The organism is Streptomyces sp. ISL-98 (assembly GCF_018614055.1).
GTDB classification, from domain to species: Bacteria; Actinomycetota; Actinomycetes; order Streptomycetales; family Streptomycetaceae; genus Streptomyces; species Streptomyces spiramyceticus.
On sequence record NZ_JAGGPB010000005.1, the window covers coordinates 113,410 to 136,655 of the forward strand.

At 71.2% G+C, this 23,246-nt stretch carries 22 protein-coding genes and 1 pseudogene; 13 read left to right on the forward strand and 10 right to left on the reverse strand.

Features of this window, described 5'->3' with window-relative positions; all coding sequences use genetic code 11:
- Positions 1-40 precede the first annotated feature (40 nt).
- The 4 genes from J7I98_RS05720 (at position 41) to J7I98_RS05735 (ending at position 4,598) form a co-directional block, all read left to right on the forward strand.
- Positions 41-955: an SDR family oxidoreductase gene (locus J7I98_RS05720; RefSeq protein ID WP_214919462.1), complete on the forward strand. Its 915-nt coding sequence runs from the start codon at positions 41-43 to the stop codon at positions 953-955.
- Positions 956-1,026: 71 nt separating this feature from the next.
- The gene (locus J7I98_RS05725) at positions 1,027-2,166 is read left to right on the forward strand and encodes an acyl-CoA dehydrogenase family protein (protein ID WP_214919463.1); all 1,140 of its coding nucleotides are present in this window, start codon (positions 1,027-1,029) and stop codon (positions 2,164-2,166) included.
- Positions 2,167-2,171: 5 nt separating this feature from the next.
- Positions 2,172-3,227: a Zn-dependent alcohol dehydrogenase gene (locus tag J7I98_RS05730; RefSeq protein ID WP_214919682.1), complete on the forward strand. Its 1,056-nt coding sequence runs from the start codon at positions 2,172-2,174 to the stop codon at positions 3,225-3,227.
- 90 nt (positions 3,228-3,317) lie between these two features.
- Positions 3,318-4,598, forward strand: coding sequence for an MFS transporter (locus J7I98_RS05735; protein WP_214919464.1), 1,281 nt, complete (start codon positions 3,318-3,320; stop codon positions 4,596-4,598).
- Here J7I98_RS05735 and J7I98_RS05740 read toward each other — a convergent pair.
- The 5 genes and pseudogenes from J7I98_RS05740 to J7I98_RS05760 all read right to left on the reverse strand — a co-directional run.
- Positions 4,530-4,823, reverse strand: a pseudogene (locus tag J7I98_RS05740) (helix-turn-helix domain-containing protein); the annotation flags it as partial. The gene J7I98_RS05735 and the pseudogene J7I98_RS05740 sit on opposite strands and share 69 nt — an antisense overlap.
- Positions 4,824-4,839: 16 nt before the next feature.
- A complete protein-coding gene (locus tag J7I98_RS05745; RefSeq protein WP_214919465.1) occupies positions 4,840-5,490 on the reverse strand; it encodes a flavin reductase family protein in 651 nt (216 codons plus the stop codon).
- Positions 5,491-5,568: 78 nt separating this feature from the next.
- On the reverse strand, positions 5,569-6,378 hold the full coding sequence (locus J7I98_RS05750) for an enoyl-CoA hydratase/isomerase family protein (protein ID WP_214919466.1): 810 nt from the start codon (positions 6,376-6,378) through the stop codon (positions 5,569-5,571).
- 284 nt (positions 6,379-6,662) lie between these two features.
- Positions 6,663-8,897, reverse strand: a complete 2,235-nt coding sequence (locus tag J7I98_RS05755; RefSeq protein WP_214919467.1) for an acetate--CoA ligase family protein — start codon at positions 8,895-8,897, stop codon at positions 6,663-6,665.
- Between the two features lie 153 nt (positions 8,898-9,050).
- Positions 9,051-9,986, reverse strand: a complete 936-nt coding sequence (locus J7I98_RS05760) for a sigma-70 family RNA polymerase sigma factor (protein WP_214919468.1) — start codon at positions 9,984-9,986, stop codon at positions 9,051-9,053.
- Positions 9,987-10,054: 68 nt separating this feature from the next.
- Between J7I98_RS05760 and J7I98_RS05765 the strand changes: the two genes are divergently transcribed.
- Positions 10,055-10,528: a carboxymuconolactone decarboxylase family protein gene (locus J7I98_RS05765; protein ID WP_251020188.1), complete on the forward strand. Its 474-nt coding sequence runs from the start codon at positions 10,055-10,057 to the stop codon at positions 10,526-10,528.
- A gap of 36 nt (positions 10,529-10,564) precedes the next feature.
- On the opposite strand, the gene J7I98_RS05770 is transcribed toward J7I98_RS05765, so the two are convergent.
- Positions 10,565-11,716 (reverse strand): NAD(P)/FAD-dependent oxidoreductase, encoded by a 1,152-nt coding sequence (locus J7I98_RS05770; protein ID WP_214919469.1) that lies wholly within the window; start codon positions 11,714-11,716, stop codon positions 10,565-10,567.
- Positions 11,717-11,874: 158 nt separating this feature from the next.
- Here J7I98_RS05770 and J7I98_RS05775 point away from each other — a divergent pair, with 158 nt between their 5' ends.
- From J7I98_RS05775 to J7I98_RS05785, 3 genes are read left to right on the forward strand one after another with little or no spacing between them, the layout of a single operon-like run.
- Positions 11,875-12,324, forward strand: coding sequence for a DoxX family protein (locus J7I98_RS05775; protein WP_214919470.1), 450 nt, complete (start codon positions 11,875-11,877; stop codon positions 12,322-12,324).
- Complete coding sequence (locus J7I98_RS05780; RefSeq protein ID WP_214919471.1) at positions 12,324-12,755, forward strand: Zn-ribbon domain-containing OB-fold protein; 432 nt, start codon at positions 12,324-12,326, stop codon at positions 12,753-12,755. The genes J7I98_RS05775 and J7I98_RS05780 overlap by 1 nt, the downstream gene beginning before the upstream one ends.
- Positions 12,756-12,795: 40 nt before the next feature.
- On the forward strand, positions 12,796-13,359 hold the full coding sequence (locus J7I98_RS05785) for a GNAT family N-acetyltransferase (RefSeq protein ID WP_214919472.1): 564 nt from the start codon (positions 12,796-12,798) through the stop codon (positions 13,357-13,359).
- A gap of 265 nt (positions 13,360-13,624) precedes the next feature.
- Here J7I98_RS05785 and J7I98_RS05790 read toward each other — a convergent pair whose 3' ends face one another.
- Positions 13,625-14,299 (reverse strand): pyridoxal 5'-phosphate synthase, encoded by a 675-nt coding sequence (locus J7I98_RS05790; RefSeq protein WP_251020189.1) that lies wholly within the window; start codon positions 14,297-14,299, stop codon positions 13,625-13,627.
- Positions 14,300-14,353: 54 nt separating this feature from the next.
- A complete protein-coding gene (locus J7I98_RS05795) occupies positions 14,354-15,538 on the reverse strand; it encodes an acetyl-CoA acetyltransferase (RefSeq protein ID WP_214919474.1) in 1,185 nt (394 codons plus the stop codon).
- Between the two features lie 123 nt (positions 15,539-15,661).
- Here J7I98_RS05795 and J7I98_RS05800 point away from each other — a divergent pair, with 123 nt between their 5' ends.
- Together J7I98_RS05800 and J7I98_RS05805 are read left to right on the forward strand one after the other, a co-directional pair.
- Positions 15,662-16,870, forward strand: coding sequence for an acyl-CoA dehydrogenase family protein (locus J7I98_RS05800; protein ID WP_214919475.1), 1,209 nt, complete (start codon positions 15,662-15,664; stop codon positions 16,868-16,870).
- On the forward strand, positions 16,870-17,352 hold the full coding sequence (locus J7I98_RS05805) for a nitroreductase family deazaflavin-dependent oxidoreductase (RefSeq protein WP_214919476.1): 483 nt from the start codon (positions 16,870-16,872) through the stop codon (positions 17,350-17,352). The genes J7I98_RS05800 and J7I98_RS05805 overlap by 1 nt, the downstream gene beginning before the upstream one ends.
- A gap of 145 nt (positions 17,353-17,497) precedes the next feature.
- On the opposite strand, the gene J7I98_RS05810 is transcribed toward J7I98_RS05805, so the two are convergent.
- Entirely contained in the window at positions 17,498-18,145 is a 648-nt protein-coding gene (locus J7I98_RS05810) for a TetR family transcriptional regulator (RefSeq protein WP_214919477.1), read from the reverse strand.
- A gap of 332 nt (positions 18,146-18,477) precedes the next feature.
- Here J7I98_RS05810 and J7I98_RS05815 point away from each other — a divergent pair, with 332 nt between their 5' ends.
- Together J7I98_RS05815 and J7I98_RS05820 are read left to right on the forward strand one after the other, a co-directional pair.
- Complete coding sequence (locus J7I98_RS05815) at positions 18,478-19,275, forward strand: VOC family protein (RefSeq protein WP_214919478.1); 798 nt, start codon at positions 18,478-18,480, stop codon at positions 19,273-19,275.
- A 200-nt stretch (positions 19,276-19,475) separates the two neighbouring features.
- Positions 19,476-21,965: a PQQ-binding-like beta-propeller repeat protein gene (locus J7I98_RS05820; protein ID WP_214919479.1), complete on the forward strand. Its 2,490-nt coding sequence runs from the start codon at positions 19,476-19,478 to the stop codon at positions 21,963-21,965.
- Here J7I98_RS05820 and J7I98_RS05825 read toward each other — a convergent pair.
- A complete protein-coding gene (locus tag J7I98_RS05825) occupies positions 21,956-22,393 on the reverse strand; it encodes a hypothetical protein (protein WP_214919480.1) in 438 nt (145 codons plus the stop codon). The genes J7I98_RS05820 and J7I98_RS05825 overlap by 10 nt on opposite strands.
- Before the next feature lie 311 nt (positions 22,394-22,704).
- Between J7I98_RS05825 and J7I98_RS05830 the strand changes: the two genes are divergently transcribed.
- A complete protein-coding gene (locus tag J7I98_RS05830) occupies positions 22,705-23,229 on the forward strand; it encodes a hypothetical protein (protein ID WP_214919481.1) in 525 nt (174 codons plus the stop codon).
- The last annotated feature ends 17 nt before the right edge of the window (positions 23,230-23,246 follow it).

Consider the following 23,246-nt stretch of genomic DNA (forward strand, 5'->3'; position numbering starts at 1 on the left):
AATCTAACGGTCCGTCAGAAACCGCGGGAAGGGGCCGGACGTGGGGAACTTCTTGGCAGGCAAGGCCGTCGCCGTGACAGGCGCCGGGCGTGGCATCGGGCGGGCGGTGGCTCTGGCCTGCGCGGCCGAGGGCGCGAGGGTCGTGGTCAACGACTACGGCGTCTCGATGGAGGGCTCGGAGCCGACGAGCGAGGTCGCGGAGTCGGTGGTGAAGGAGATCGAGGCGGCGGGCGGCGAGGCGGTCGCCGTCGCCGACGACATCTCGACGATGGAGGGCGGGCAGCGGATCGTCGACGTGGCGCTGGCGCGGTACGGGCGGATCGACGGGGTGGTGTGCGTAGCCGGGATCCTGCGCGAACGGATGCTGTTCAACATGGCGGAGGAGGAGTGGGACCCCGTCATCGCCACGCACCTCAAGGGCACGTTCACGGTGTTCCGGGCGGCGTCGGCGGTGATGCGGAAGCAGGGCGGCGGGACGCTGATCGGCTTTACGAGCGGCAACCATCAGGGCAGCGTCGCCCAGGCCAACTACAGCGCGGCGAAGGGCGGGATCATCTCCCTGGTCCGGAGCGCTGCGCTGGGCCTCCACAAGTACGGGGTCACGGCGAACGCGGTGGCTCCGGTCGCCCGTACGCGGATGTCGGCCAACGTGCCGATGGAGCTGAAGGAGATCGGCGAGCCGGAGGATGTGGCGGCGCTGGTCGTGTACCTGCTCTCCGAGCGGGCCAGGGAAGAGAAGATCACCGGCCAGGTCTATACGATCGCCGGCCCGAAGATCGCGGTCTGGGCACAGCCGAGGGAACTGCGCGCGGGGTACGCGGAGGGCGGCCCCTGGACCCCGGAACGCATTGCGGACTTCCTGCCGGGGACGGTGGGCTCGGACCCGATGCCGATGCTGGCGCAGCTGGAGGGGATGGCGGAGGCGGCGGCCAAGCGGGCGCGGCCGAATGGGTGACGTGGGGTGGTGAACGCGCCGCAGGCAGCCGCACATTCGCAGCGCAACGCCAAGAACTGGAGCACCGCACCGTGGACTTCACCTTCGGCCCCGACGACGACGCGTTCCGGGCCGACGCCCGCGCATGGCTCACCGCACACCTCGACCGCACCCCCACGCCCCGCGCCTGGGAGCAGGAGCTCGGGGCCGGTGGGTGGATCGGGATCGGGTGGGAGGACGGCGGGGCGTACGGCAGCCGGCGAGCCACTCTCACCCAGCAGGTCGTCTGGGCCGAGGAGTACGCCCGCCTCCGCGCCCCCGCCCGCCTCGGGCACATCGGCGAAAACCTCCTCGCCCCGACCCTGATCGCCTACGGCACCGAGGAGCAGCGGGCGCGGTTCCTGCCCGGGATCGCACGGGGCGAGGAGCTGTGGTGCCAGGGGTACAGCGAGCCGGGCGCCGGGTCGGACCTGGCCGGGGTGCGGACCGCTGCCGTGAAGGACAAAAGCGCCTACCGCGTCACCGGGCAGAAGATCTGGACCTCCCTTGCCCAGGACGCCGACTGGTGCTTCGTGCTGGCCAGGACCGAACCCGGATCGCAGCGCCACCACGGGTTGTCGTTCTTGCTGGTGGCGATGGACCAGCCGGGGCGTATCGAGGTGCGGCCGATCCGGCAGATGTCGGGGACCAGCGAGTTCAACGAGGTGTTCTTCGACGGGGCCGAGGCCCGGGAACTGGTCGGTGGCGAGGGTGACGGCTGGCGCGTAGCCATGGGACTCCTCGCGCTGGAGCGCGGCGTGTCCACGCTCGTGCAGCAGATCGGGTTCGCGGAGGAGCTGAAGGCAGTGGTGCGGCTTGCCGTCGCGAGCGGCGGCGCCGACGACCCCGTCCTTCGCGCACGACTCGTCCGGCTGTGGGCCGAGCTGCACGCCATGCGGGCCAATGCCCTGCGCACGCTCGGGAATTCGGGCGCCGACTCCGGCGCCCCCAGCGTCGCCAAGCTCCTCTGGGGCGGCTGGCACCAGCGCCTCGGCGAGCTCGCCGTGCAGGTGCGCGGCGCTGCGGCGGCCGTCGGGCCGTACGACTGGGAGGCGGAGCGCCCGTACGAACTCGACTCCTTCCAGCGGCTCTTCCTCTTCACCCGGGCCGACACCATCTACGGCGGCTCCGACGAAATCCAGCGGAACATCATCGCCGAGCGCGTGCTCGGCCTACCGAGGGAGCCCAGATGAACCAGATGAGGGGCGTCGTGTTCGACGGGCGGCAGGTCCAGGTCTTCGACGATCTGGAGATACGGGACCCCGGGCCGGGGGAGGTGCTGGTGGCCATCGGGGCCGCAGGGCTGTGCCACAGCGACCTCTCGGTCGTGGACGGGACCATTCCGTTCCCTGTCCCCGTGGTGCTCGGGCACGAAGGCGCCGGCGTGGTCGAGGCCGTCGGCGCGGGCGTGACACATGTGGCCCCCGGGGACCACGTGGCGCTGTCGACCATCGCCAACTGCGGGACGTGCGCCGAGTGCGGACGCGGCCGGCCCACCATGTGCCGCAAAGCGATCGGAATGCCGGGGCAGCCCTTCTCGCGGAAGGGCGAGCCGCTGTTCCAGTTCGCGTCCAACTCGTCCTTCGCCGAACGCACGATCGTGAAGGGAGTCCAGGCCGTCAGGATTCCCCACGACATTCCGCTGACCTCGGCCGCACTCATCGGCTGCGGCGTGGTCACGGGCGTGGGCGCGGTGCTGAACCGGGCCAAGGTCGACCGGGGGGACACCGTCGTCGTCATCGGGACGGGTGGAATCGGGCTGAATGTGATCCAGGGCGCCCGCATCGCAGGGGCGCTGACGATCGTCGCCGTCGACTCCAACCCGGCGAAGGAGGCCGTGGCCCGGCAGTTCGGCGCCACCCACTTCCTCGAATCGGCCGAGACCGACGCCGTGAAGGAGGTCCTGCCGCACGGCGCCGACCACGCCTTCGAGTGCGTCGGCAAGACTGCGCTCATCCGGCAGGCGATCGACGTGCTCGACCGGCACGGACAGGCAGTGCTGCTCGGCGTACCGGCGGCCACGGCCGAGGCGTCTTTCCTGGTCTCGTCGATGTACCTCGACAAGTCCATCCTCGGCTGCCGGTACGGGTCTTCGCGCCCCCAGCGCGACATCGCGCTGTACGCCGAGCTCTACCGGGAGGGCCGCCTGCTGCTGGACGAGCTGGTGACCGAGACGTACCCCGTCGAGGACTTCGCGAAGGCGGCGGACGACGCGCAGCACGGGCGGGTGGCGCGCGGGGTGCTGACCTTCTGAAGGCCGCCCCCGCAACCGCCTGCCGCAGCCGCCGCGGGCGACGCGACTAATCGGTTGGCCAGCCACTTTCCCCGCGTTACGGTCGTGCGCATGTCCTATCGCGAGCTGGCCACACGCCCCGTCCTGACGTGGTCTCTTGTCGCGATCGGGGCCAGATCGCCGGTCTCCATGGCACCGTTCGCGATCGTCTTCCTCGTACGCGAGCGCCCCGGCGGCTACGCCCTCGGGGCGGCCCTCGCCGCCGTGTACGTCGTCGGCGAGGTCGTCGGCGCGCTGGCGCTCGGGCCGCGCCTCAAGGCCGAACGGGCACGGCCGCAGCTGGCGGCCGGATTCTTCGTGGGGGCCGTCGCCTTCGGCGCGCTGGGAGTGTTCCAGCACGGGCATCCGGTACTGCTCGGGGCGTTCGCGGCGCTCGCCGGAGCCGCGCCGGGGGCCGCGCCCGGCGGCACGCGGGCGCTGTTGCTGTCGCTCGTGCCGAAGAACGCGGCCGCGCAGGCGATGAGTTACGAGACGATGCTGACGTACGGCATCTGGGCGGCCACCCCCGCCCTCGCCGCCGGGCTCGCGCTCGGCGTGAACCCCGCCGCTCCGATGCTGCTCGCCGCCGTCCTCATGGCGGCGGGTGCGGGCGGGCTGTGGGGCCTGCCCGCCGGGTGGCAGACGGAGGCGGACGACGAGGGCGACGGCGACGGCAAGGGTGATGGCAAGGGCGGCGGCAAGGCGTCCACCTTCCGGGCGCTCGCCCTCGCCTGGCCCGTGTACATCACCGCCTCGGCCGCCATGGGGCTGCTCGCCCTCGCCGACCTCGTCCTGCCCGCACTGCTGGAGCAGCGGCACCACCCGGTGGGCTGGGCCGGTCCGCTGCTCGCCGGATACTCGGTGGCGGCCGCCGCCGGAGCCTTCTTGTACGGGCTGCGCAGCTGGCCCGGCCGGGTCCGGACGCAGTCGCTGGTGCTGCTGCTCGGGGTGACCGGTTGCGTGGCGCTGGTGGCCGTAGTGCCCGCGCTTATCGGGATCGGCGTGGCTCTGCTGACCGCTGGGCTCTTCATGTCCGGCGTACAGGTCACTCGTACCCTCAGCCTCAGGGACGCCCTGCCCGAGCGGCTCCTGGCCACCGGGTTCTCCCTGATGTACGCGGCGGCCGCCGTCGGTTACGCGACGAGCGCGACGCTCTCGGGGGCACTTCTCGCGGTGGCATCGCCGACCGTCGCGATCCTGGCGGGGGTCGGGCTCACCCTGCTGCTGACGCTGGTCAGCGTGCTGGCGGAGTGGCGACGGCGGCCGGCGACCTCGGTCGCTGAGTCAACTTCCGGCCGTGGCACGGAAAGGGCGCCGGTAGACGGTCGGCGGGACGCCGAGAGCCGCCTGTAGGTGCTGGCGCAGCGACGTCGCCGTACCGAAACCGGCGTCGCGCGCGATCCGGTCGATCGACAGGTCGCTGGATTCGAGCAGGTACCGGGCGCGTTCGACCCGCTGCTGGTTGAGCCACTGGCCGGGGCTGATGCCGACCTCCTCGCGGAAGCGCCGCGTGAAGGTCCGTACGGACATGGACTCCTGCTCCGCCATGTCGCGCAGCTGGATCGGCTCGTGCAGCCTGCGGCTGCTGCCGCCATCAGTGGGTGAAGCGCCCGAATTTCCCCCGGTGGAAGAGCAGCGGAGCCGCGTCCTCGTCCTCCACCCCGCCCAGCGCCTCTACCTTCCCCACCACGATGAGGTGGTCGCCGCCCGTGTGCACGGCCTGGATGCGGCAGTCGATCCAGGCCGGTACGGAGGCGAGCCGAGGCGACCCGGTCACGGGAGCCGCGTCGTACGAGACCCCCGCGAACTTGTCCGCCCCGCTGACCGCGAAACCCATGCACAACGGGCCCTGGTCCTCGCCGAGCACGTTGACGCAGAAGACTCCGGCGCGGGCGATGTGCGGCCAGGTCGTCGACGTACGGGCGATCATGAACGTGACCAGGGGCGGGTCGAGGGAGAGCGACGCGAAGGACTGGCACGCGAAGCCCACCGGGGCGTCCCGGCCGTCCGCGCCGGGCGCGGTGACGACGGTGACCCCGCTCGCGAAGTGGCCGAGTACGGCACGGAATTCGCCGGGATCGACGGGCAGGCTCCCCCAGCCTTCGGCCGGGGGGACCCCCATCTCGCTTCGCTCGTCGTCACCGACGGCCCGGAGATGCGGGCGTCGGGGCATTGTTTCGACGTGCTGCTCGGCGGCCGTTGAGGCGCCGACCGACCTGAGGTATCGGACGGCGGTTGCTGCCATCCCTGCGTGTCCCATCACGCCACCCATTGAAGCTGACGACCCGTCAGATGGGAAGGGCGGTGCGGCACCTCTGGCTCGCTACAGCCCGCGGTACTTGGGTGTGCGCCGCTCGACGAAGCTCGCCACGCCCTCGTTCGCGTCCGTGGTCGTCATGTTGATCTCCTGGGCGGTCGCCTCGGCGGCGAAGGCGGTGGTGCGGTCGGAGTCGAGGGAGGCGTTGACGAGCTGCTTGGTGAGGGCCAGGGCACGGGTGGGCCCTTGCGCCAGCCGCTCGCTCCACTCGCGGGCGACCTTTGCCAGCTCGCCGTCGGGGACGACCCGGTTGACGAGCCCGAGCCGCTGCGCGTCCGCCGCGGGGAGAGAGTCCCCGAAGAACATCAGCTCTTTGGCGCGCTGAGGGCCGATGAGGCGCGGCAGCAGGTACGCGCCGCCTCCGTCCGGGACCAGGCCGCGGCGTACGAAGACTTCGATGAACTTGGCGGATTCCGCGGCCAGTACGAGGTCGCAGGCGAAGGCTAGGTGCGCGCCTATGCCGGCGGCGGTGCCGTTGACAGCGGCGATCACGGGCTTCTCGCAGTCGAGGACGGCCGCGACGAGGCGCTGCGCGCCGAGCCGGATGGTCCGGGCTACGTCCCCGGCGACACGCTCCCCGCGCCCGGCCGGGGCGCCCCGGAGATCGGCCCCGGCGCAGAACCCTTTGCCGGTGGCGGTGATGACGACGGCGCGGACGCCGGGGTCGGCGGAGGCGTCCGCGAGGAGCGCGATGATGCGCTCGCGTTGGGCCCAGGTGACGGCGTTCATGGCGTCGGGACGGTTGAGGGTGATCCATGCGACGGCGTTGTCGGTGGAGTGGAGTACGTCGTCGTTGTGTTGCGGTGAGTCGGTCATGGGGTGCGTGCTCCTGTTCGGGTGGTTGGTGTGTGCGGGTTTGCCTGCGGCGCTGTTCCCCTCCCCGCCCCTTTCCCGAAGCTGGGGGCAAGCCCCCAGACCCCCGGGGAGGGCTGATTTTTCAGCCGTCCAGAGGCCGGGGTCTGCGGCGGAGCCCCCCACGCGGCGGCAGCCCGCAAAATGTCACAGCGGGAAGGGGCGGGGAGGGGGAAGCGCCGCAGGCAACCCGCACCCGCACCGCACCGCACCGCGCACCCGCACCCCCGAGCGCGCCCCCGCCCACCTCACCGGCAAACCGCCAGCGCATCCAGCGCCACCGCCCCCTGCCCCCGCCGCAGCACCATCAGCGGGTTGATGTCCAACTCCGCCAGCACATCGCCGAGCTCCAGCGCCATCCGCTGCACCCGCAGCACCACCTCCACCAGCGCGTCCACATCCGCGGCCGGCGCCCCCCTCACGCCCTCCAGCAGCGCATGGCCCCGCAGCTCGCCCAGCATTGAGCGTGCGTCGGCCTCGCCGAAGGGCGGTACCCGTACCGAAGCGTCGCGCAGGACCTCCACCAGTACGCCGCCCAGCCCCACCGTCACCGTCGGCCCGAACAGGGCGTCCTGCGTCACACCCACCACCATCTCGACGCCCCGCTCCACCATCTGGCAGACCAGCACACCGTCCAGGTCGACGCCCTCGTACTTGGCGATGTCCGTCAGCTCGCGGTACGCGTCGCGGATCTGGCTGGCGGAGGTCAGGCCGATCTTCACCAGGCCCAGCTCGCTCTTGTGCGCGAGCTGCGCCCCGGACGCCTTCATCACCACCGGGTAGCCGACGAGACCGGCCGCCCGGACGGCAGCCGCAGCGCTGGTGACCAGTTGTTCTCGCGGCACCCTTATCCCGTACGCCCGGAGCAGCTGCTTCGCCGCGTGCTCGCTGAGCTGCCGGCCGGGGCGCATCAGCGCCTGTGCCTTGCGGAAGGAGGGGGAAGGGGTGCGTGGGGCCTCGTCGAAGGGGGAGCGGTACGAGGCCGTGAAGCGGTGGTGGTCCAGGTAGGCCCGTACCGCCGAGATGCAGTTGCCGAATGTACGGAACGTGGCGACCCGGGACGACCCGAGCAGCGTCTCGCGGTACGCCGCCTCCGTGCCGACCGGCGACCCCCACACCACGCACACCAGCTTCTCGGTCGCCTCCGCCGCGTCCACCAGGTCTTGCGCCAGCCGGTCGCTCATCGGCGGGAAGGGGCCGGTGATCGGGCAGATCAGCACTCCGACGGCGGGGTCGGCCAGGATCGCGTCGATGATCTTCCGTCCGCGCCAGTCGCCCACGGGGTGTCCGCCGTTGTCGACGGGGTTCCCCACCTCCAGGTAGTCGGGTATCCACTCGTGCAGCTCGGCCTGCTTCGCCGCGCTCAGCCTCGGAAGGTTCAGCCCCGCCGCCGTGGCCAGGTCCGAGAAGTGCGCGCCGGTGCCGCCCGAGATCGAGTAGACGACGACGCCGTCGGCCACGGGCTTGCGTGCCCGCGCCAACAGGGCCGCCGTGTCCTGGAGTTCGTCGAGCCCGTCCACGCGGATCACCCCGAACTGCCGCATCGCCGCGTCCACCACCTGGTCCGCCCCGGTCAGCTTGCCGGTGTGCGACGCGGCCATCCGGGCGCCCGCCTCCGTACGTCCCACCTTGACCGCGACGACCGGCACTCCGGCCTGCGCCGCCCGGTCGGCGGCCAGCAGGAAGGAGCGGCCGTCCTTGAGGCCCTCGACGTAGCAGGCGATCGCTCCGACTTCCGGCTGCTGGGCGAAGTACGAGATGAAGTCGGCGCTCTCCAGGTCGGCCTCGTTGCCGGTGGGCGCCCAGTGGGAGAGGCGTACGCCCAGCTCCTGGAGGGCGTAGACGGGGCGGCCCTGGTGGCCGGACTGGGTGATGAGCGCGATGGCCGGACCGTCGAGGTCGTCGCGGAAGTCCTGGAAGGCGTTGAGGTTGGTGTTCGGCCCGAGCAGCCGTACGCCCGACCGCTCCACCGCCCCCGCCAGCCGCGCCTGCGCGGCCGCGCCCTCCTCGCCGGTCTCCGCGAAGCCGGACGCGAAGGCGACCGCGAACTTGACCTTCGCCTCGGCGAGTTCCTCGATCACGGGGACCGGATCGCCGACGAGCAGGACGGCCAGGTCGACCTGCTCCGGCAGCTCCCCTACGGAGGGGTGGCACGGCAGGCCGAAGACGGTCGTACGGGTGGGGTGGACGGGATACAGCCGGGCGCCGACCCGCTCGGCCCAGGCGATCAGCTGCCGGGTGATCCCGGCGTTGGGCCTGCCGTCGGCGTCGGACGCGCCGACGACGGCCACGGACTCGGGACGGAAGAACCGGTCGAGGTCGGGGACGGCGGCATGCAGCGCCCGTCCGCTGACATCCAGGTCTCCGGCTGCGGTGGCGTCGGCGGTCGCCGTGTCGTGGACGGCGGCGTGCGGCTGCTCCCCGCAGGCCACAACGCGGGCGCGGAGATCGGTGGTGAGGGTGCCGTGGGTAGATCCAAGCATCGTTTCAGCCCGCTCCTGCTCGTCGGCCAAGTAACTGACGCATAGTCAGATTACTTAACTGACGGCTCGTCAGGAATACTCCGGCGGGCAAAGCCTGGAGCCGGGCGCGGAATCCGCACCCGGCTCCTGAGTCCTACCCGCCTCGAAGCCTCGTCAGCCGTCGAGATCCGGGAGGTCGTCGAGGGCGTCGAGATCGGGCAGATCGAGCGCGCTCAGGCGCTCCGGGTCGGCGAGGATGTGGATCTCGGCGATCCTCCCGTTCCGGACGGTGAAGCCCATGACCGAGAACGGCTTGCCCTCCGGCGCCGTGACGAGCCCGGGCGTTCCATTGACGAGCACCGGCCGCGCGTACGGGGAAAACCGCGAGAACATGAGTGCCTGCCCGGCAACCGCCCGCGCACCGACGAGGTGCCGGGATACGCCCGCAGACCCCGCACCCGCCCCGGTGTCAGCCCGGAGCACCACATCCGGGTCGAGTACGGCGAGCAGCGCGTCGAAGTCCCCGCCGCGCGAGGCGGCGAGGAAGGCGTCGACGGCCTCGCGCTGCCGGGCGAGGTCGGTTTCGGGAGCCGGCCCAGCTCCCTGCACCCGCCGTCGTGCGCGGCTGGCGAGCTGCCGCGTCGCGGCCGGGGTGCGGTCCACGACGAGAGCGATGTCGTCGAAGGGCACGGCGAACATGTCGTGCAGTACGAACGCGAGGCGCTCGGCGGGAGGCAGCGTTTCGAGCACCACGAGCAGCGCGAGGCCCACGGAGTCGGCCAGCAGCGCCTGGTGCTCGGGGTCGACGCCGTCGGCGCGGCTGACGACGGGGTCGGGCACGCGTACGTACTCGTGCTCGGTCGCGTCCAGGGAGTCCTCGCGGCGCGAGGCCCGGGAACGCAGCATGTCGAGGCATACCCGCCCGACGACGGTGGTCAGCCATCCGCCGAGGTTTACGACGTCGCCGGTGTCGGAGCGGCTGAGCCGGATCCACGCCTCCTGGACGGCGTCGTCGGCCTCGCTGAGCGAGCCGAGCATGCGGTAGGCCACGGCCCGTAACTGCGGGCGGCTCTCCTCGAATCGCTTCGCCAGAAATTCGTGGTCGTCCATCGGTCACATTCCTCCGTCGCGCTCCGTCAGAGCAGTAACGAACAAAAAACCTGAAGGAGATCATCATCATGCAGGAACTGCACGCACTCCAGGCACGGATGAACAACCCCGCGGTCGTCATTCCCGAGGCCATGCCGGCCATCCTCAACGTTCTCAAGGCCACGAGGAAGGGCGGTGTGCCGGAGTCGACGCTGGAGCTGGTGCACCTGCGCGCGAGCCAGATCAACGGCTGCGGAGTGTGCGTCGACGGGGGCGTGAAGAGCGCCAAGAAGGCGGGCGAGACGGACGAGCGCCTCCACGCGGTCGCCGCCTGGCGCGAGGCCCCCTACTTCACCGACGCGGAGCGCGCGGCGCTGGCCCTGACGGAGGCCGCAACCCGCCTGGCCGACACGTCGGACCCGGTCCCGGACGCGATCTGGGACGAGGCCGCCGACCACTACGACGAGAAGCAACTGGCGGCGCTGGTCCTCATGGTCGGCGTAACGAACCTCTTCAACCGTCTGAACGCGACGACGCGGCAGATAGCGGGCGCGGGCTGGTAGGCGGGCGGCACGCGCTCGGGGGCGGGCGCCCGGCTGTCAGCGGGGCGCCGCCGCCCGGGCCGCTTTCGCGATCTTCTTCGCGTCGATGGCGAGTTCGCGGAACATGCCGCTGATCGGGTTCGTGAACCCGGTGAAGTACAGGCCGGGTGCCTGCGCGGGAGTGCGTGCCCCGTGCACCACCGGCCGGCCGCGGTCGTCCAGCACGCCGAGGTGGCCCACCAGGCCGTCCAGCGCCCGCCGGTAGCCCGTCGCCGCCACCACCGCCTGGGGGGAGATGCGGGTCCCGTCGGACAGGGTGACCTTGTCGTCCTCGAAGGACGAGACCGCCGCCACCGGTTCCACCGTGCCGCGCTTCACCGCATCGATCAGGCCGACGTCCTGCACCGGGATCGCACCGTCCTTGACCCGGGAGTAGAGGCCGGTGGCGGGGCGCGGCAGGCCCCGTTCCGAGAGGTCGGGGACCGACAGGCGGCACACCAGGTCGCCCGCCCGGTCCACCAGGCGTACCGGAAGGCGGCGTACGAGAATGCCGGTCGCCTGCGCGGGCCAGCCGGCCGTCGAGCGGCGCACGATGTGCGGCACGGTGCGTACCGCGAGCCGCACCCGTGCCGCGCCGCCCTCCACCAGGTCCACGGCGATCTCCGCGCCCGTGTTGCCGGTGCCGACGACGAGGACGTCCTTGCCTTCGTAGGGGCGGGGGTTGCGGTACTGGCTCGCGTGGGCGAGTTCGCCGGTGTACGTGTCCCGGCCCGGCCAGTCGGGGACGTACGGCGTGTGGTTGTAGCCGGTGGCGACCACGACCGCCGACCCCGTCAGCTCCCGCCCGCCGGTGGCGTGCAGCACCCAGCCGGTGCCGCCGGGCGCGGGCTCGATGCGGGAGACCTCGACCCCGGTGACGATCTCCAGCTCGTGGAACTCGGCGTACTTCTCCAGGTAGCGGATGACGTCGTCCCGCGCCACCCAACGCCCGAACGCGCGAGGTATCGGAAGCCCCGGGAGCGCGGAGAGGCGGCGGGTGGTGTGCAGGCGGAGGCGGTCGTAGTGCCCGCGCCAGGAGGCGGCCACGGAGGGGGACTTCTCCAGTACGACGGCTCGTATGCCCTGCTCGCGCAGCGCCGCGGCGGCGGCGAGTCCGCCCGGCCCGGCGCCGATGACGTACACGGGGCGGTCGTTGGTGGTGATGTCCATGAATGCTGAGCGTAACGGTGTCGTCACTTGATGGGTCTCGGTCAAGAGGGGAATGGGTTACAGATTGATCACGCGCGCACACCTCTTGCGCACAAGCTGTCTCATCGGGTCAACTGACGTACCGTCAGATTGTTTCGGTGGAGGGTGGGTGGACCGGAATGCAGACCGTCTGGCTCGGCGGCGCCGAGTGGCTCGCCGTGCTGCGCATCGGCCTCGGCCTGTGGTGGCTGGAGAGCTGGCGGCACAAGGACAAGAAGGGCTGGTTCGAGCGTGGCACAGGCATAGCCTGGGCGCAGAACGTCGCGGCCAAGCACCGGTGGGCCACGGTCAGGACCGGCTTCGACCGCGTCGTCGCGCCCCGCCCCAAGGCGATGGCGTACGTCGTCGTGTACGCCGAACTGGCCCTCGGCCTCGGCCTGGTCGTCGGCTTCCTCACGCCCGTGGCGCTCGTCGGCGGTCTGCTCCTCAACCTCCTCTACCTGGTGCTGATGATCCACGACTGGGCCGAGCAGGGTCAGAACGCGATGATGGCGCTGATCTCGCTCGTCGCGCTGTTCGCCATGTCCTGGCAGACGTGGTCCGTCGACCATGCGATCGGACTCTTCTGATGAGCGGGACGAGTGGCGCGGCGACCCCCGGCATCGACGCCTTCACCCGCCCGTACTGGGAAGCCGCTGCACAGGGCCGCCTCCTCGTGCGCCGCTGCGGCGCGTGCGGCGAGGCCCACCACTACCCGCGGGAGTTCTGCCCGCGCTGCTGGAGCGACGACGTCGAGTGGGAGCAGGCCACCGGCCGCGCCACGCTCTACACCTGGTCGGTGGTCCACCGGAATGACCTCCCGCCTTTCGGCGCGCGTACGCCCTACACGGCCGCGGTCGTCGATCTCGCGGAGGGGCCACGCATGATGACGGAGATCGTGGACTGCGCGGAGGGGGAACTCCGGATCGGGATGGAGCTGGAGGTCGCGTTCCGGGAGGGGGGCGATGCGGTGGAGACGGACGGGTGCGCCGTCCCTGTCTTCCGGCCCGCGGCCTCATGAACAGGTGCGGCGCGAGGCCGACGAGTTGTTCAATGGCTGAATGATCAAAGAGATAGCCCCCGCCGACCTGCGCGGTCACGGGCTTCGCCTGCGCACCTGGCAGCCCGATGACGTCGGCCCACTGCTCCGCGGAGTCCGCGACCCCGAGTACCGGCGCTGGAACACCCACCACGCGCCCATTCTCGACGAGGCCGCCGCAGCAGCGCTGCTGCGCGACCGCGCGGACGGCTGGCAGCGTGGGGATGCGGCCTCGTACTGCGTGACCGACGAGACCACCGGCGCCGTCCTCGGCCATGTCGGTCTCACCGCCGTCCTCCCCGCCCTGCGCACCGCCCGCGTCGGCTACTGGATCCTCCCCGAAGCCCGCGGCCGCGGTGTCGCGGGGCACGCCCTGGAGCTCGTCAGCCGCTGGGCCTTCGACGACATCGGGCTGCACCGCATCGAACTCGGCCATGCCGTCGGCCACGAGGCGTCCTGCCGCATCGCGCTGCGTCACGCGTACGTGTACGAAGGCACCCTGCGCGGGGCCATGCCCGAGGCGTGGGGCTCGGGCACCTTCCAGGACATGCACCTCCACGCGCGGCTCGCCACGGACTGCGCCTGAGCCGGAGCAGCCCCGCACGCTCGGGCGCCACGGGCACGCCCTAGGGCGTGCCCGGCGGATCATGCCTGGGCCGCGGGGTCTGGCACGCCCATCTGCGGCGTTGTCGTCACTCTTCCCCAAGCTCTCGGCTTCGCTCGAGCAGGGGAGACCCCAATCGCTCCGCGTCGACTCCCTCCTCCGCCTTGCAGCTGCACGCACCAGACCCCGCTCACCAGCACCAAGAACACGCCGCACCCTGAAGCCGGCCTGATCCGCCGGGCACGCCCTAAGGCCAGAGCAGCTCCCGCACCCACGCCTCGCCCTCCCGGCGGTAGCGCAGGCGGACATGGCGGCGGCGCTCGTCGCCCTGGAAGAATTCGACCTCCGCCGGTTCTACGACGTACAGCGTCCAGGTCGGTACGTCGGCGTCGGGCTCCGCCTGCGCCCGCTCCCACGCCGCCTCCGACGCCCGCACCAACTCCTCGTACTCCGGGAGGATTTCGCTCTGCCTGCCGACCAGCGCGGAGGCGAGCGCGCCCGTCGACCGGGCGTGCAGGTCGGCCCGGCTCTCGGCCGGTGTCCCGGTCGTCACCCGGCCCCTGACCCGCACCTGCCGGCCCTGCGCCGGCCAGTAGAAGCCGAGCGCTGCGTGCGCGTGCGCGGCGAGGTGGCGGCCCTTCGCGCTGGTGGTGTGCGAGGCGAAGTGCCAGCCGTGCTCGTCGGCGTCGTGAAGCATCAGCGTCCGTACGTCGGGCAGCCCGTCCTCGTCCACGGTCGCCAGGCTCATGGTGTGCGGCTCGGTCTGGCCGGCCGCGACGGCCTCCTCGAACCACTGGTGGAACAGGGGGAGGGGGGCGTGCGGTGCGGTGGCCGGGTCGAAGGCGGGCAGCTTCGTGTCCCATACGCGCTGGGAGCGGAGCAGGTCCTGGAAGTGGTGGGCGTGCATGTGGTGATCGGTCATCGGACCATCCCACACCATGTGTGAGTGTTCCCGGCTTCACACCATGAGCATGAGTCAGTTGTTCCGGCCCAGCACCACCGTCCCCGACGAGCAGAACCAGCCGCCCGTCCCCGACGCCACCGCCAGCTCCGGCAGCCGGCCGCCCGCCTTGCGGACCTGGCCTTCGCCCGCCTCGCCCCTCAGCTGCCGTACCGCCTCGACCAGTAGGAACAGCCCGCGCATCCCGGGATGGCAGGCGGACAGGCCCCCGCCGTCGGTGTTCACCGGCAGCTCGCCGTCCCGCAGCAGGCGGCCCTTCTCGACGTACGACCCGCCCTCCCCCTTCGCGCAGAAGCCGAGGTCCTCCAGCGTCACCAGGGTCATGTAGGTGAAGGCGTCGTAGATCTCGGCGAGGTCGATGTCGGCCGGGCGTACGCCGGCCCGCTCGAAGGCGAGGCGCCCCGAGACGGCGGCGGGGGAGACCGTGAAGTCCTCCCACTCGGACATGGTGGTGTGCGAGACCGCTGTCCCGGCGCCGAGCACCCACACCGGAGCCTTGGCCGAATCCGGTACGTATTCCTCCGCGACCATCAGGACCGCGCAGCCGCCGTCGCTGCGGATGCAGCAGTGCAGCTTGGTGAAGGGGTCGGCGATCAGCGGGCCGGACAGGACCTCGTCGACGGTGATCGGGTCGCGGTACATCGCGTCCGGGTTGGTGGCGGCGTTCGCCCTGGCCTGGACGGCGACTTGGGCGAGCTGCTCCAGCGTGGTGCCGTACTCGTGCATGTGGCGGCGGGCGGCCATCGCGTACTTGGATACGAGCGTGTGCCCGTACGGCACCTCGAACTGGAGCGGGCCGCGGGCCCCGAAGGAGAGGTTCGAGGTGCGGCGCCGGGCCTTGATGTCGGCGCGGGCGGTCGATCCGTACACCAGCAGTACGGCATTGGCGTGCCCGGCGGCGATGGCGTCGGCGGCGTGCGCGGCCATGACCTCCCAGGTGGAGCCGCCGACGGAGGTGGAATCGACCCAGGTGGGGCGCAGCCCGAGGTACTCGGCGACCTCGACCGGGGCGAGAGTGCCGAGGCCGGCGGAGGCGAAGCCGTCGATGAGGCGGCGGTCGAGGCCGGAATCGGCGAGGGCACGGCGGGCGGCCTGGGCATGGAGGGCGTGGGGAGTGGCCTCGTCGACGCGACCGGTGTCGGAGAGGGATATGCCGACTATGGCTACCTTGCGGTGGGGGCGAGGTCGGGGTGTGGGCATGAATCTGACGGTACATCAGATGTGGAGTCGGTGGTGGCTGGGGAAAGGAGCTCGCCCCCCTGTGCATCCCAGCCCCCTGCCCCTAACATGACGCCCCGTCAGATACAGATGGAGGGGAGCTCCATGGACGCCGCCTTCACCGCGGAACAGGACGAAATCCGCCGCACCCTGCGCGAACTGCTCGCCAAACGCTGCGGCCCCGACGAAGTCAAGGCGGCCGCAGCCACCACCACCGGCCACGACCCCGCACTCTGGCAGCAGCTCGCCCAAGAGCTCGGCCTCCCGGGCCTCGCGCTCCCCGCCGCTCACGGCGGCGTCGGCTGCACCACCGCCGAACTCGCCCTCGCCTGCGAGGAGACGGGCCGCGCCCTGCTTCCCTCCCCCCTCCTCGGTACGGCCGTACTCGCCGCCCCCCTCATCGCCGACCTCGGCACGGACGCTCAGCGCGCCGACCTCCTCCCGCGCCTCGCCAGGGGCGCCCTGACCGCCACCCTTGCCGTACCCGGCGGCAGCCTCTCCACCGCGCTCGCGCTGACCGGCGACAACGCGGGCGGGGAGTGGGCCGGGGGCGGCCGCGCCGGGGGCGTGCAGGCGCGGCGGGTGGACGGGGATGGCCGGGTGGACGGTGGGTGGCGGTTGTACGGGGAAGCGGGGCAGGTGCTCGACGGGCACAGCGCCGGTCTGCTCCTGGTCGCCGCGCACACGGGCGGCTTCGCCCGCAGCCGGACGCTGCTGTTCCTCGTACGGGCCGACTCGCCGGGGTTCGTGCGCGTACGGCAGACCGCCCTGGACGAGACCCGCCCGCAGGGGCGGATCCAACTGCGCGACGTCGGCGGTGAGTTGCTGGGTGACAGTGACGCTGCCGACGTGCCCGGCGCGCTGGCCGCCGTCGGGCGTACCGCCGCCACGGTCCTCGCCGCCGAGGCGGTCGGAGCGGCCTCGCAGGCGTTGGAACGTACCGTCGACTACGTCAAGGCCCGCGAGCAGTTCGGGCGCGCGATCGGCTCCTTCCAGGCGGTCAAGCACCGGCTGGCCGACCTGTACGTACAGGTGCAGGCGGCCCGCTCGGCGGCGTACTACGCGGCCTCGGACCCCACCACAGGCGGCCTCGCACTCGCGCAGGCTCTCGAAGCGCTGCGCAGCACCGCGGGCGAGGCCATTCAGTTGCACGGCGGGATCGGCTTCACCTGGGAGCACGACGCGCATCTGTACTTCAAGCGGGCGGCGGCCGACGAGCTGCTGTTCGGCCCCGTCCACCGGCTGCGCGACCGCGCGGCGGAGCTCGCGGGCCTCTTCGGTCCGCCGGAGGAACGAGAGGCGGTGGCGGGCTGATGCCGCCAGGAACCCGGCTGATCCAGAAGGTGTCGTCGACCCGCACCTTCGCGAAGATCGCCCCGCATTTCATCCCGGCCATGGACCGCGCGGTCCACCGCCTGACCAGGGGAAAGGTGATGCTGAGCGCCCAGATGCTGCCCGGCGTGATCCTCACCGCGAAGGGCGCCAAGAGCGGCCTTCCCCGCACTACGCCGCTGGCGTGCATGCCGGAGGGGGACGGCGAAGGCGCCGGCACCTGGATTCTGATCGGCAGCAACTTCGGCCGTCCGGGGCACCCCGCGTGGACGGCCAACCTTCTGGCGCACCCTGACGTCGGCATCAGCTGGCGGGGGAAGGACATTCAGGTCAGGGCGCGGGTGCTGGAGGGCGAGGAGCGGGAGGCGGTGTGGCAGGCGGTGCTGAAGTTCTGGCCGCCGTACGCGACGTATCAGACGAGGGTGGACCGGCAGATCCGGCTCTTCCGGCTGGAGCGCCGCTGAGGCAAGTGGGGGAATGCCGCAGCGGCGGACCGAATCACGGTCCGCCGCTGCGTAGACAGGACTTTGAGCTGAAGGCTCTGGAGACTGCGGATCGGAGACCGCAGATCGGAGGCTGTAGGCGGGGCGGGCGGGAAGCGACGCGTATCTACTTCGTCGGCTTCTTTCCGGTGATACCCAAGTGCACCAACAGAGCGAGATTGGGCCTGAGTTCGGCCTGCTTCACACCCCAGGTCTGGAAACCCTTCTGGTGCGAGGCCACCGCCGCCAGCATCGCGACCAGCGAGCCGGCCATCGCCGCCGGGCTCACGTCCTTGTCGACCTTGCCCTTGGACTGGAGGTCCTTCACCGACTCCGTAAGGGAGTTGGTGACGGAGTTCAGGATCTTCATGCGGATCTTGTAGAACCGTTTGTCGCCCTCCGCGGCGCCCAGATCGACCACCCGGAGGATCGCATCGTTTTTGCGCCAGAAGTCGAGGAAACCCTCGACAAGTTCCTCGGACGTCGCCCAGCCCGCCTTGCCGACCCAGGAGCGGCCGGAGACGAGCTCCGTCAACCCGGCGCCCTCCTTTGCCATTTCCTCGGCGATTTCGAGGACGGCACCTTCGACGTCGGGGAAGTACTGGTAGAACGTCGCTGGTGAAGTCCCCGCTTTCCGGGCCACGTCGATGACTTTGACGTCCCGGTAGGGCGAGGAGCTGAGCATCTCGCTGAGGCAGTCGAGCAGCTTCTGCCGCGTCGCTTGGCCGCGTCGTCCGGCCACGCGGCCGTCGACGGTGCGTACTTGTCCTGTCATGCCGTCAGCTTACCGAGGGGTGATCGGAGCGCGATTCGGCCGACTGCAAATGGGGAACCGGCCAGCAGTGCCGCGAGCGTACGTCGCGTGCACGTCGTCCGTGCGTCGTCCCGTATCGAGCACCGCGCCGGCCCTGCATCCACCCCCTGACCCGAATAGTCTTATCAACAGCCTGTGGACAACTTTGGTGGACAACCCAAGCATCCCAAGGTGCAATGCGCCGATGTGCGACCATATGTTCGAGTCTCTCCTCTGCGTGCCAGGTGGCAGCCCGTTACTTTGAGTGTGACGGGCACCACATCGCCTCGCACACGCAAGGAAGGACCGGACCCATGGCCGGACTCGAATTCGCAGAAGGCACCCCGTGCTGGGTCGAGGTGGCGCTCGCCGACCTCGAAGCGGGCATGCGCTTCTACGGCGAGCTGTTCGGCTGGACCTACGCGGACCCGGGCTTCACCGGGCGGAGCCTCTTCGTGTACGCCGTCAGCGACGGCAAAAAGGTCGCCGCCCTCGCGCCGAAGCTCGACGGCCGTATGCCCACCGCCTGGGGCGTCTACTTCGCCACCGACAATGCCGCCGCCCTCGCCCGAAAGGTCAAGGATGCAGGCGGCCAGATGGTGACGGACCCCGTGCCCGTACCCCCGCTCGGAACGATGGCCGTGGCCGCCGATCCCGGCGGCGCCGTCTTCGGGCTCTGGCAGGCGGGCACACACGCCGGTTTCGAGAAGCGCGACGAGCCGGGATCCTTCTGCTGGACCGAGGTCTACTCGCGCCGGAAGGAACTGACCGACCCCTTCTACGAGACGGTTTTCGGCTTCCAGGGCTTCGATCTGGAAGAAACAGGCCAGGACTTCAGAACCTGGTCCCCGGCAGGCGCCGACGTGGGACCCGACACGGCCATCGGTGGCCGCAGTGTCATAGGGGACGTCTTCCCGGCCGAGATGCCGGACCACTTCATGATCTATTTCGTCGTCGAGGACTGCGACGAGGCCGCTGCGACGGCCGTCGCCCAGGGCGGCCGCATCCAGGCAGAGCCCTTCGACACCCCGTACGGACGGATTGCGGTGCTCACCGACAATCAGGGCGCTACCTTCGCCGTACTCGCAGAGCCGGAAGAGACCGTCGCATAACCTTCACATCAGTGAAGAAAAGGCGCATTCCGTACCTGCGTGACGTGTCCGAATCCGGGTGAGACACCCCGGTCCGCCCCCGGGTTCGCCACCACCGCCTCGGACAGGAAGAATCAGGGTGCGCACCCCTGGGTGGTGCCCGGTGGTGAGACGCTGCATGGGGCTGTGTTCGGAGCCTCGTACGGGGAGGTGGCAGGCAAGTGGTGGAGCAGCTGACGCAGCACGACCCGCGACGGATCGGCCCGTTCGAGGTGCTGGGACGGCTCGGGGCCGGCGGCATGGGGCTGGTCTATCTCGCGCGGTCGGCGTCGGGCCGGCGGGTGGCGATCAAGACGGTACGGACCGAGCTCGCCGAGGACCAGCTGTTCCGCGTCCGCTTCACGCGTGAGGTGGAGGCGGCGAGGGCGGTCAGCGGTTTCTACACGGCTGCGGTCGTGGACGCCGATCCGCGGGCCGCTGTGCCGTGGCTGGCCACCGCGTACGTGCCTGCTCCCTCGCTCGAAGAGATAGTGAATGAATGCGGGCCGATGCCGGCCCAGGCGGTGCGCTGGCTGGCCGCCGGCATCGCCGAGGCGCTCCAGTCCATCCACGGGGCGGGTCTGGTCCACCGCGACCTCAAGCCGTCGAACGTCCTGGTGGTGGAGGACGGGCCCCGCGTCATCGACTTCGGTATCGCCTCCGGGGTGTCCAACACCCGGCTGACCATGACCAACGTCGCTGTCGGCACCCCTGCCTACATGTCGCCCGAGCAGGCGCGCGACTCGCGCAGCGTGACGGGCGCTTCCGACATCTTCTCGCTCGGGTCGACCCTGGTCTTCGCGGCGACCGGGCATGCGCCGTTCCACGGTGCGAACCCGGTCGAGACGGTCTTCATGCTGTTGCGCGAGGGCCCCGACGTCGAGGGCCTGCCCGACGAGCTGCGGCCGCTGATCGAGTCGTGCATGCAGATGGAGGCCGTGCTGCGGCCCAGCCCGGCTGATCTCCAGGCGCAGCTCTCGCCGCACCTCTTCGCCTCGGGACAGGACGACAGCGGCACCGCGTCCGCGTGGCTGCCCGAACGGGCGACCGCGATGATCGAGCAGCGGCGGGGCGGCCGCGCCGTCCCGGCGAGTACGCCGAGTGCGCGCAATACGCCCCCGCCCCGCGCGCACGCCACACCGCCGCGCCCGCAGGGCCCGCCGCCCGCGGCGCACCTCCAGCCCGCGCAGGCCGCACACCCGGCCCACGCAGCTCACGCCCCGCAGGGGGCGCACGCCGCCCCGGGGGCGCACGCCGCGCCGGCTCCGCAGCATGCCGTACGGCTGCCCGGGTCAAAGGTGCCCATCGGGCCGGGGCCGCGCGTGGGCGAAACCCGCGCCGGTGCGGCCCCCGTGCAGGGCGAGAACGCCACTGGATGGATCAGGCCGCCGGCCGGGGTGAACGGTGCGGAAGCGGTCACCGGCATCGTGGCCTCGCCCGCACCCTCGTCCCCGCCCTCCCCCACCTCCTCCTCCGCGCCGCCGGCGGTGCCGCAGCCCGGGCCCTCGGCCGACGGAGCGGGGCCATCCGGGGGATGGCGGCCGTGGCGGTTCCGTATGTCCAACGACGTGTGGGGGACCCCGGCCGTCGCCGGCGACCTCGTCTATGTCACCTCCTTCGAGGTGCACGCCCTCGATGTGGCCAGCGGGCGGCGCCAGTTCAAGACACGTGACGTCGCCTGGGCGATGGCCGTCGCGGGCGGACGTATCCACGCATCCGACGGCCCCACGCTGTACGCCCTCGACGCGGCGGACGGCGCCGAGCGGTGGCGGCTGCAGACCGACGCCTGGGTGTACTCGCTCAAGGCCGACCGCGGCACCGTGGTGACCGGCACGCGAGGCGGCGGCGTCCAGGCATGGGAGGCTTCCAACGGCCAGAAGCTGTGGGAACTGACCGGCGCCCAGACCGACTTCGAGACACCGGAGGCCGGTCCCGCCGTACACGACGACACGGTGTACGTATGGCAGAACGCGCGGCTGCGCGCGCTCGACTCCCGTACGGGCACGGAGCGTTGGTCGTACCCGATCGGCGACGCGGCGGCCTGTGGCGGAGTGCCGGTGCGGGTCACGCCCGCGCCGGACGGCTACGTCTACGTCTCCGCGGGCACCCGCGTCCTCGCCATCGACATCGTCAGCGGCCATGTGCGCTGGCACTTCGAGGCGCCCGCGGTCTTCCTGTGCCCGCCCGCGTTCGCGCCGGGCCCCGCCGTCACGGGCGGCGGCGTCTACCTCGCCGACTACCTCGGCACGGTGTACGCCCTCGACGCCTCCACCGGCAAGGACCGCTGGCGTATCGCCACCGAGTCCCGCAAGTCCATCGAGCCGGTTCTCGTCGCGGCAGGCAACATCCACGTCGGCAGCGGCAGCGCTCTCTACACCCTGGACGCGGTCACCGGCACCCCGAAGTGGCGCTTCGCGGCGGGCGGCGAGGTCATCGGCACCCCCGTGGTCTCCGACGGCCGTGTCCACTTCGGCTCGGCCGACCACTGCCTCTACACGCTGGACGCGAGCGGCGGCCAACTGCGCTGGAAGCTCGCCACGGGCGGCGAGATCACGGGGTCGCCGGTCGCCCAGGGCGGGGTGGTGTACGCGTGCAGCAAGGACCGCTGTGTGTACGCCCTGGACGCGGTGAAGGGCACGGCGACGGGCCGCCCGTCGGGTGCTCACGCCTGAACGGGAGCCTCCCTGTCCGACCTGTCCGACTGCTGCTGTTGACCGCGGCCGCGCATCACGGCCGCGGCGAGCAGCAGCAGTACGCCGCCGCCGAGCGCGTTCGCGACGCCGAGGTCCAGCCCCGTCCCGTCACTCTTGACGCTGACGCTGTCCACCACCTGGCCCAGGCGGACCGTCCACAGGACGGTGAAGGCGATCACGACGACCCCCGCCAGGGCAACGGCCGCCCGGGACCGCAGCAGCAAACCGACGAGCGCGAGCCCGGCCGCAATTGCAAACGGCAACAGAATCGACCCCGCGAGCCCGGGCTCGCTGTCCGTGATGCCGCCGAACAGGTCCTGGACGCGGTAGTCGCGACCGGAACGGCCGTCGTACCAGGCACGGAACGGGCTCAGAACGGCAGCGGCCGCCCCAAGAAGCCCAAGCACGCACCCGAGCACAGTGCGGAACAATGTCGTCCTCCTCCGAATGAGCTTGCGACACCCGCCGCAGACGCCGACGCTACGCCCACCGGGCGCTCCATGTCAGGTGCTTCTTCGCTGTAGTTAAGACGACGCGCGATTTCCGGTCATGTCCCGCGCGCACGCGTTTTGCAGGTGAGTCCGGCGCCCCACTAGGGTGACGTGCGCTCGTCAATCGGGCGCTGAATTTCTCTGATTTCTCTGATTTCAACGGGGGTTGAAGCGTGAAGCTTCGCCATGTCCGCGCTGTAGCCGTCTTTGGTATCGCAGTCTTCGCGTTGACCGGAGCACGTGGTTCCAGCGGCGGTGGCTGCGACAACAGCAGCGGCAGCAGCAGTAGCAGCAGTAGCAGCAGCACGGGTGGTTCGAGCTACGGCGACGACACCACGTCGGGCGGCTCCACGTCGGGCGGCTCCACGTCGGGCGGCTCCACCACCACGACCGGCGGCACCACCGGCTCCACCAGCTCGGGCACCACCACCGGCTCCGTCTCGGGCACGGGCAGCAACAACAAGGCCATCAGGGACGTACGGATCGACTCCTGCGAGTACGACCCCTCCCGAGGCATCGTCGCCGCCATCAGCGTCACCAACAGCAGCACGTCCGAGAACTACACGTACACGTTCACGGTGTCGTTCACCGACCCGAGCGGTACGAGCATCGGGGAGCGCAACCCCACCATCCCCATGGTGCTCCCCGGCAGGACGGACAAGCTGGACGTCGCCACGCCGTACACACCCCAGGACGGCGCGACCTCCGGCGGCAAGTGCACCCTCTCCAAGGTGCAGCGCGTCATCTCCTGACGCCGCCCTAGCGCGTG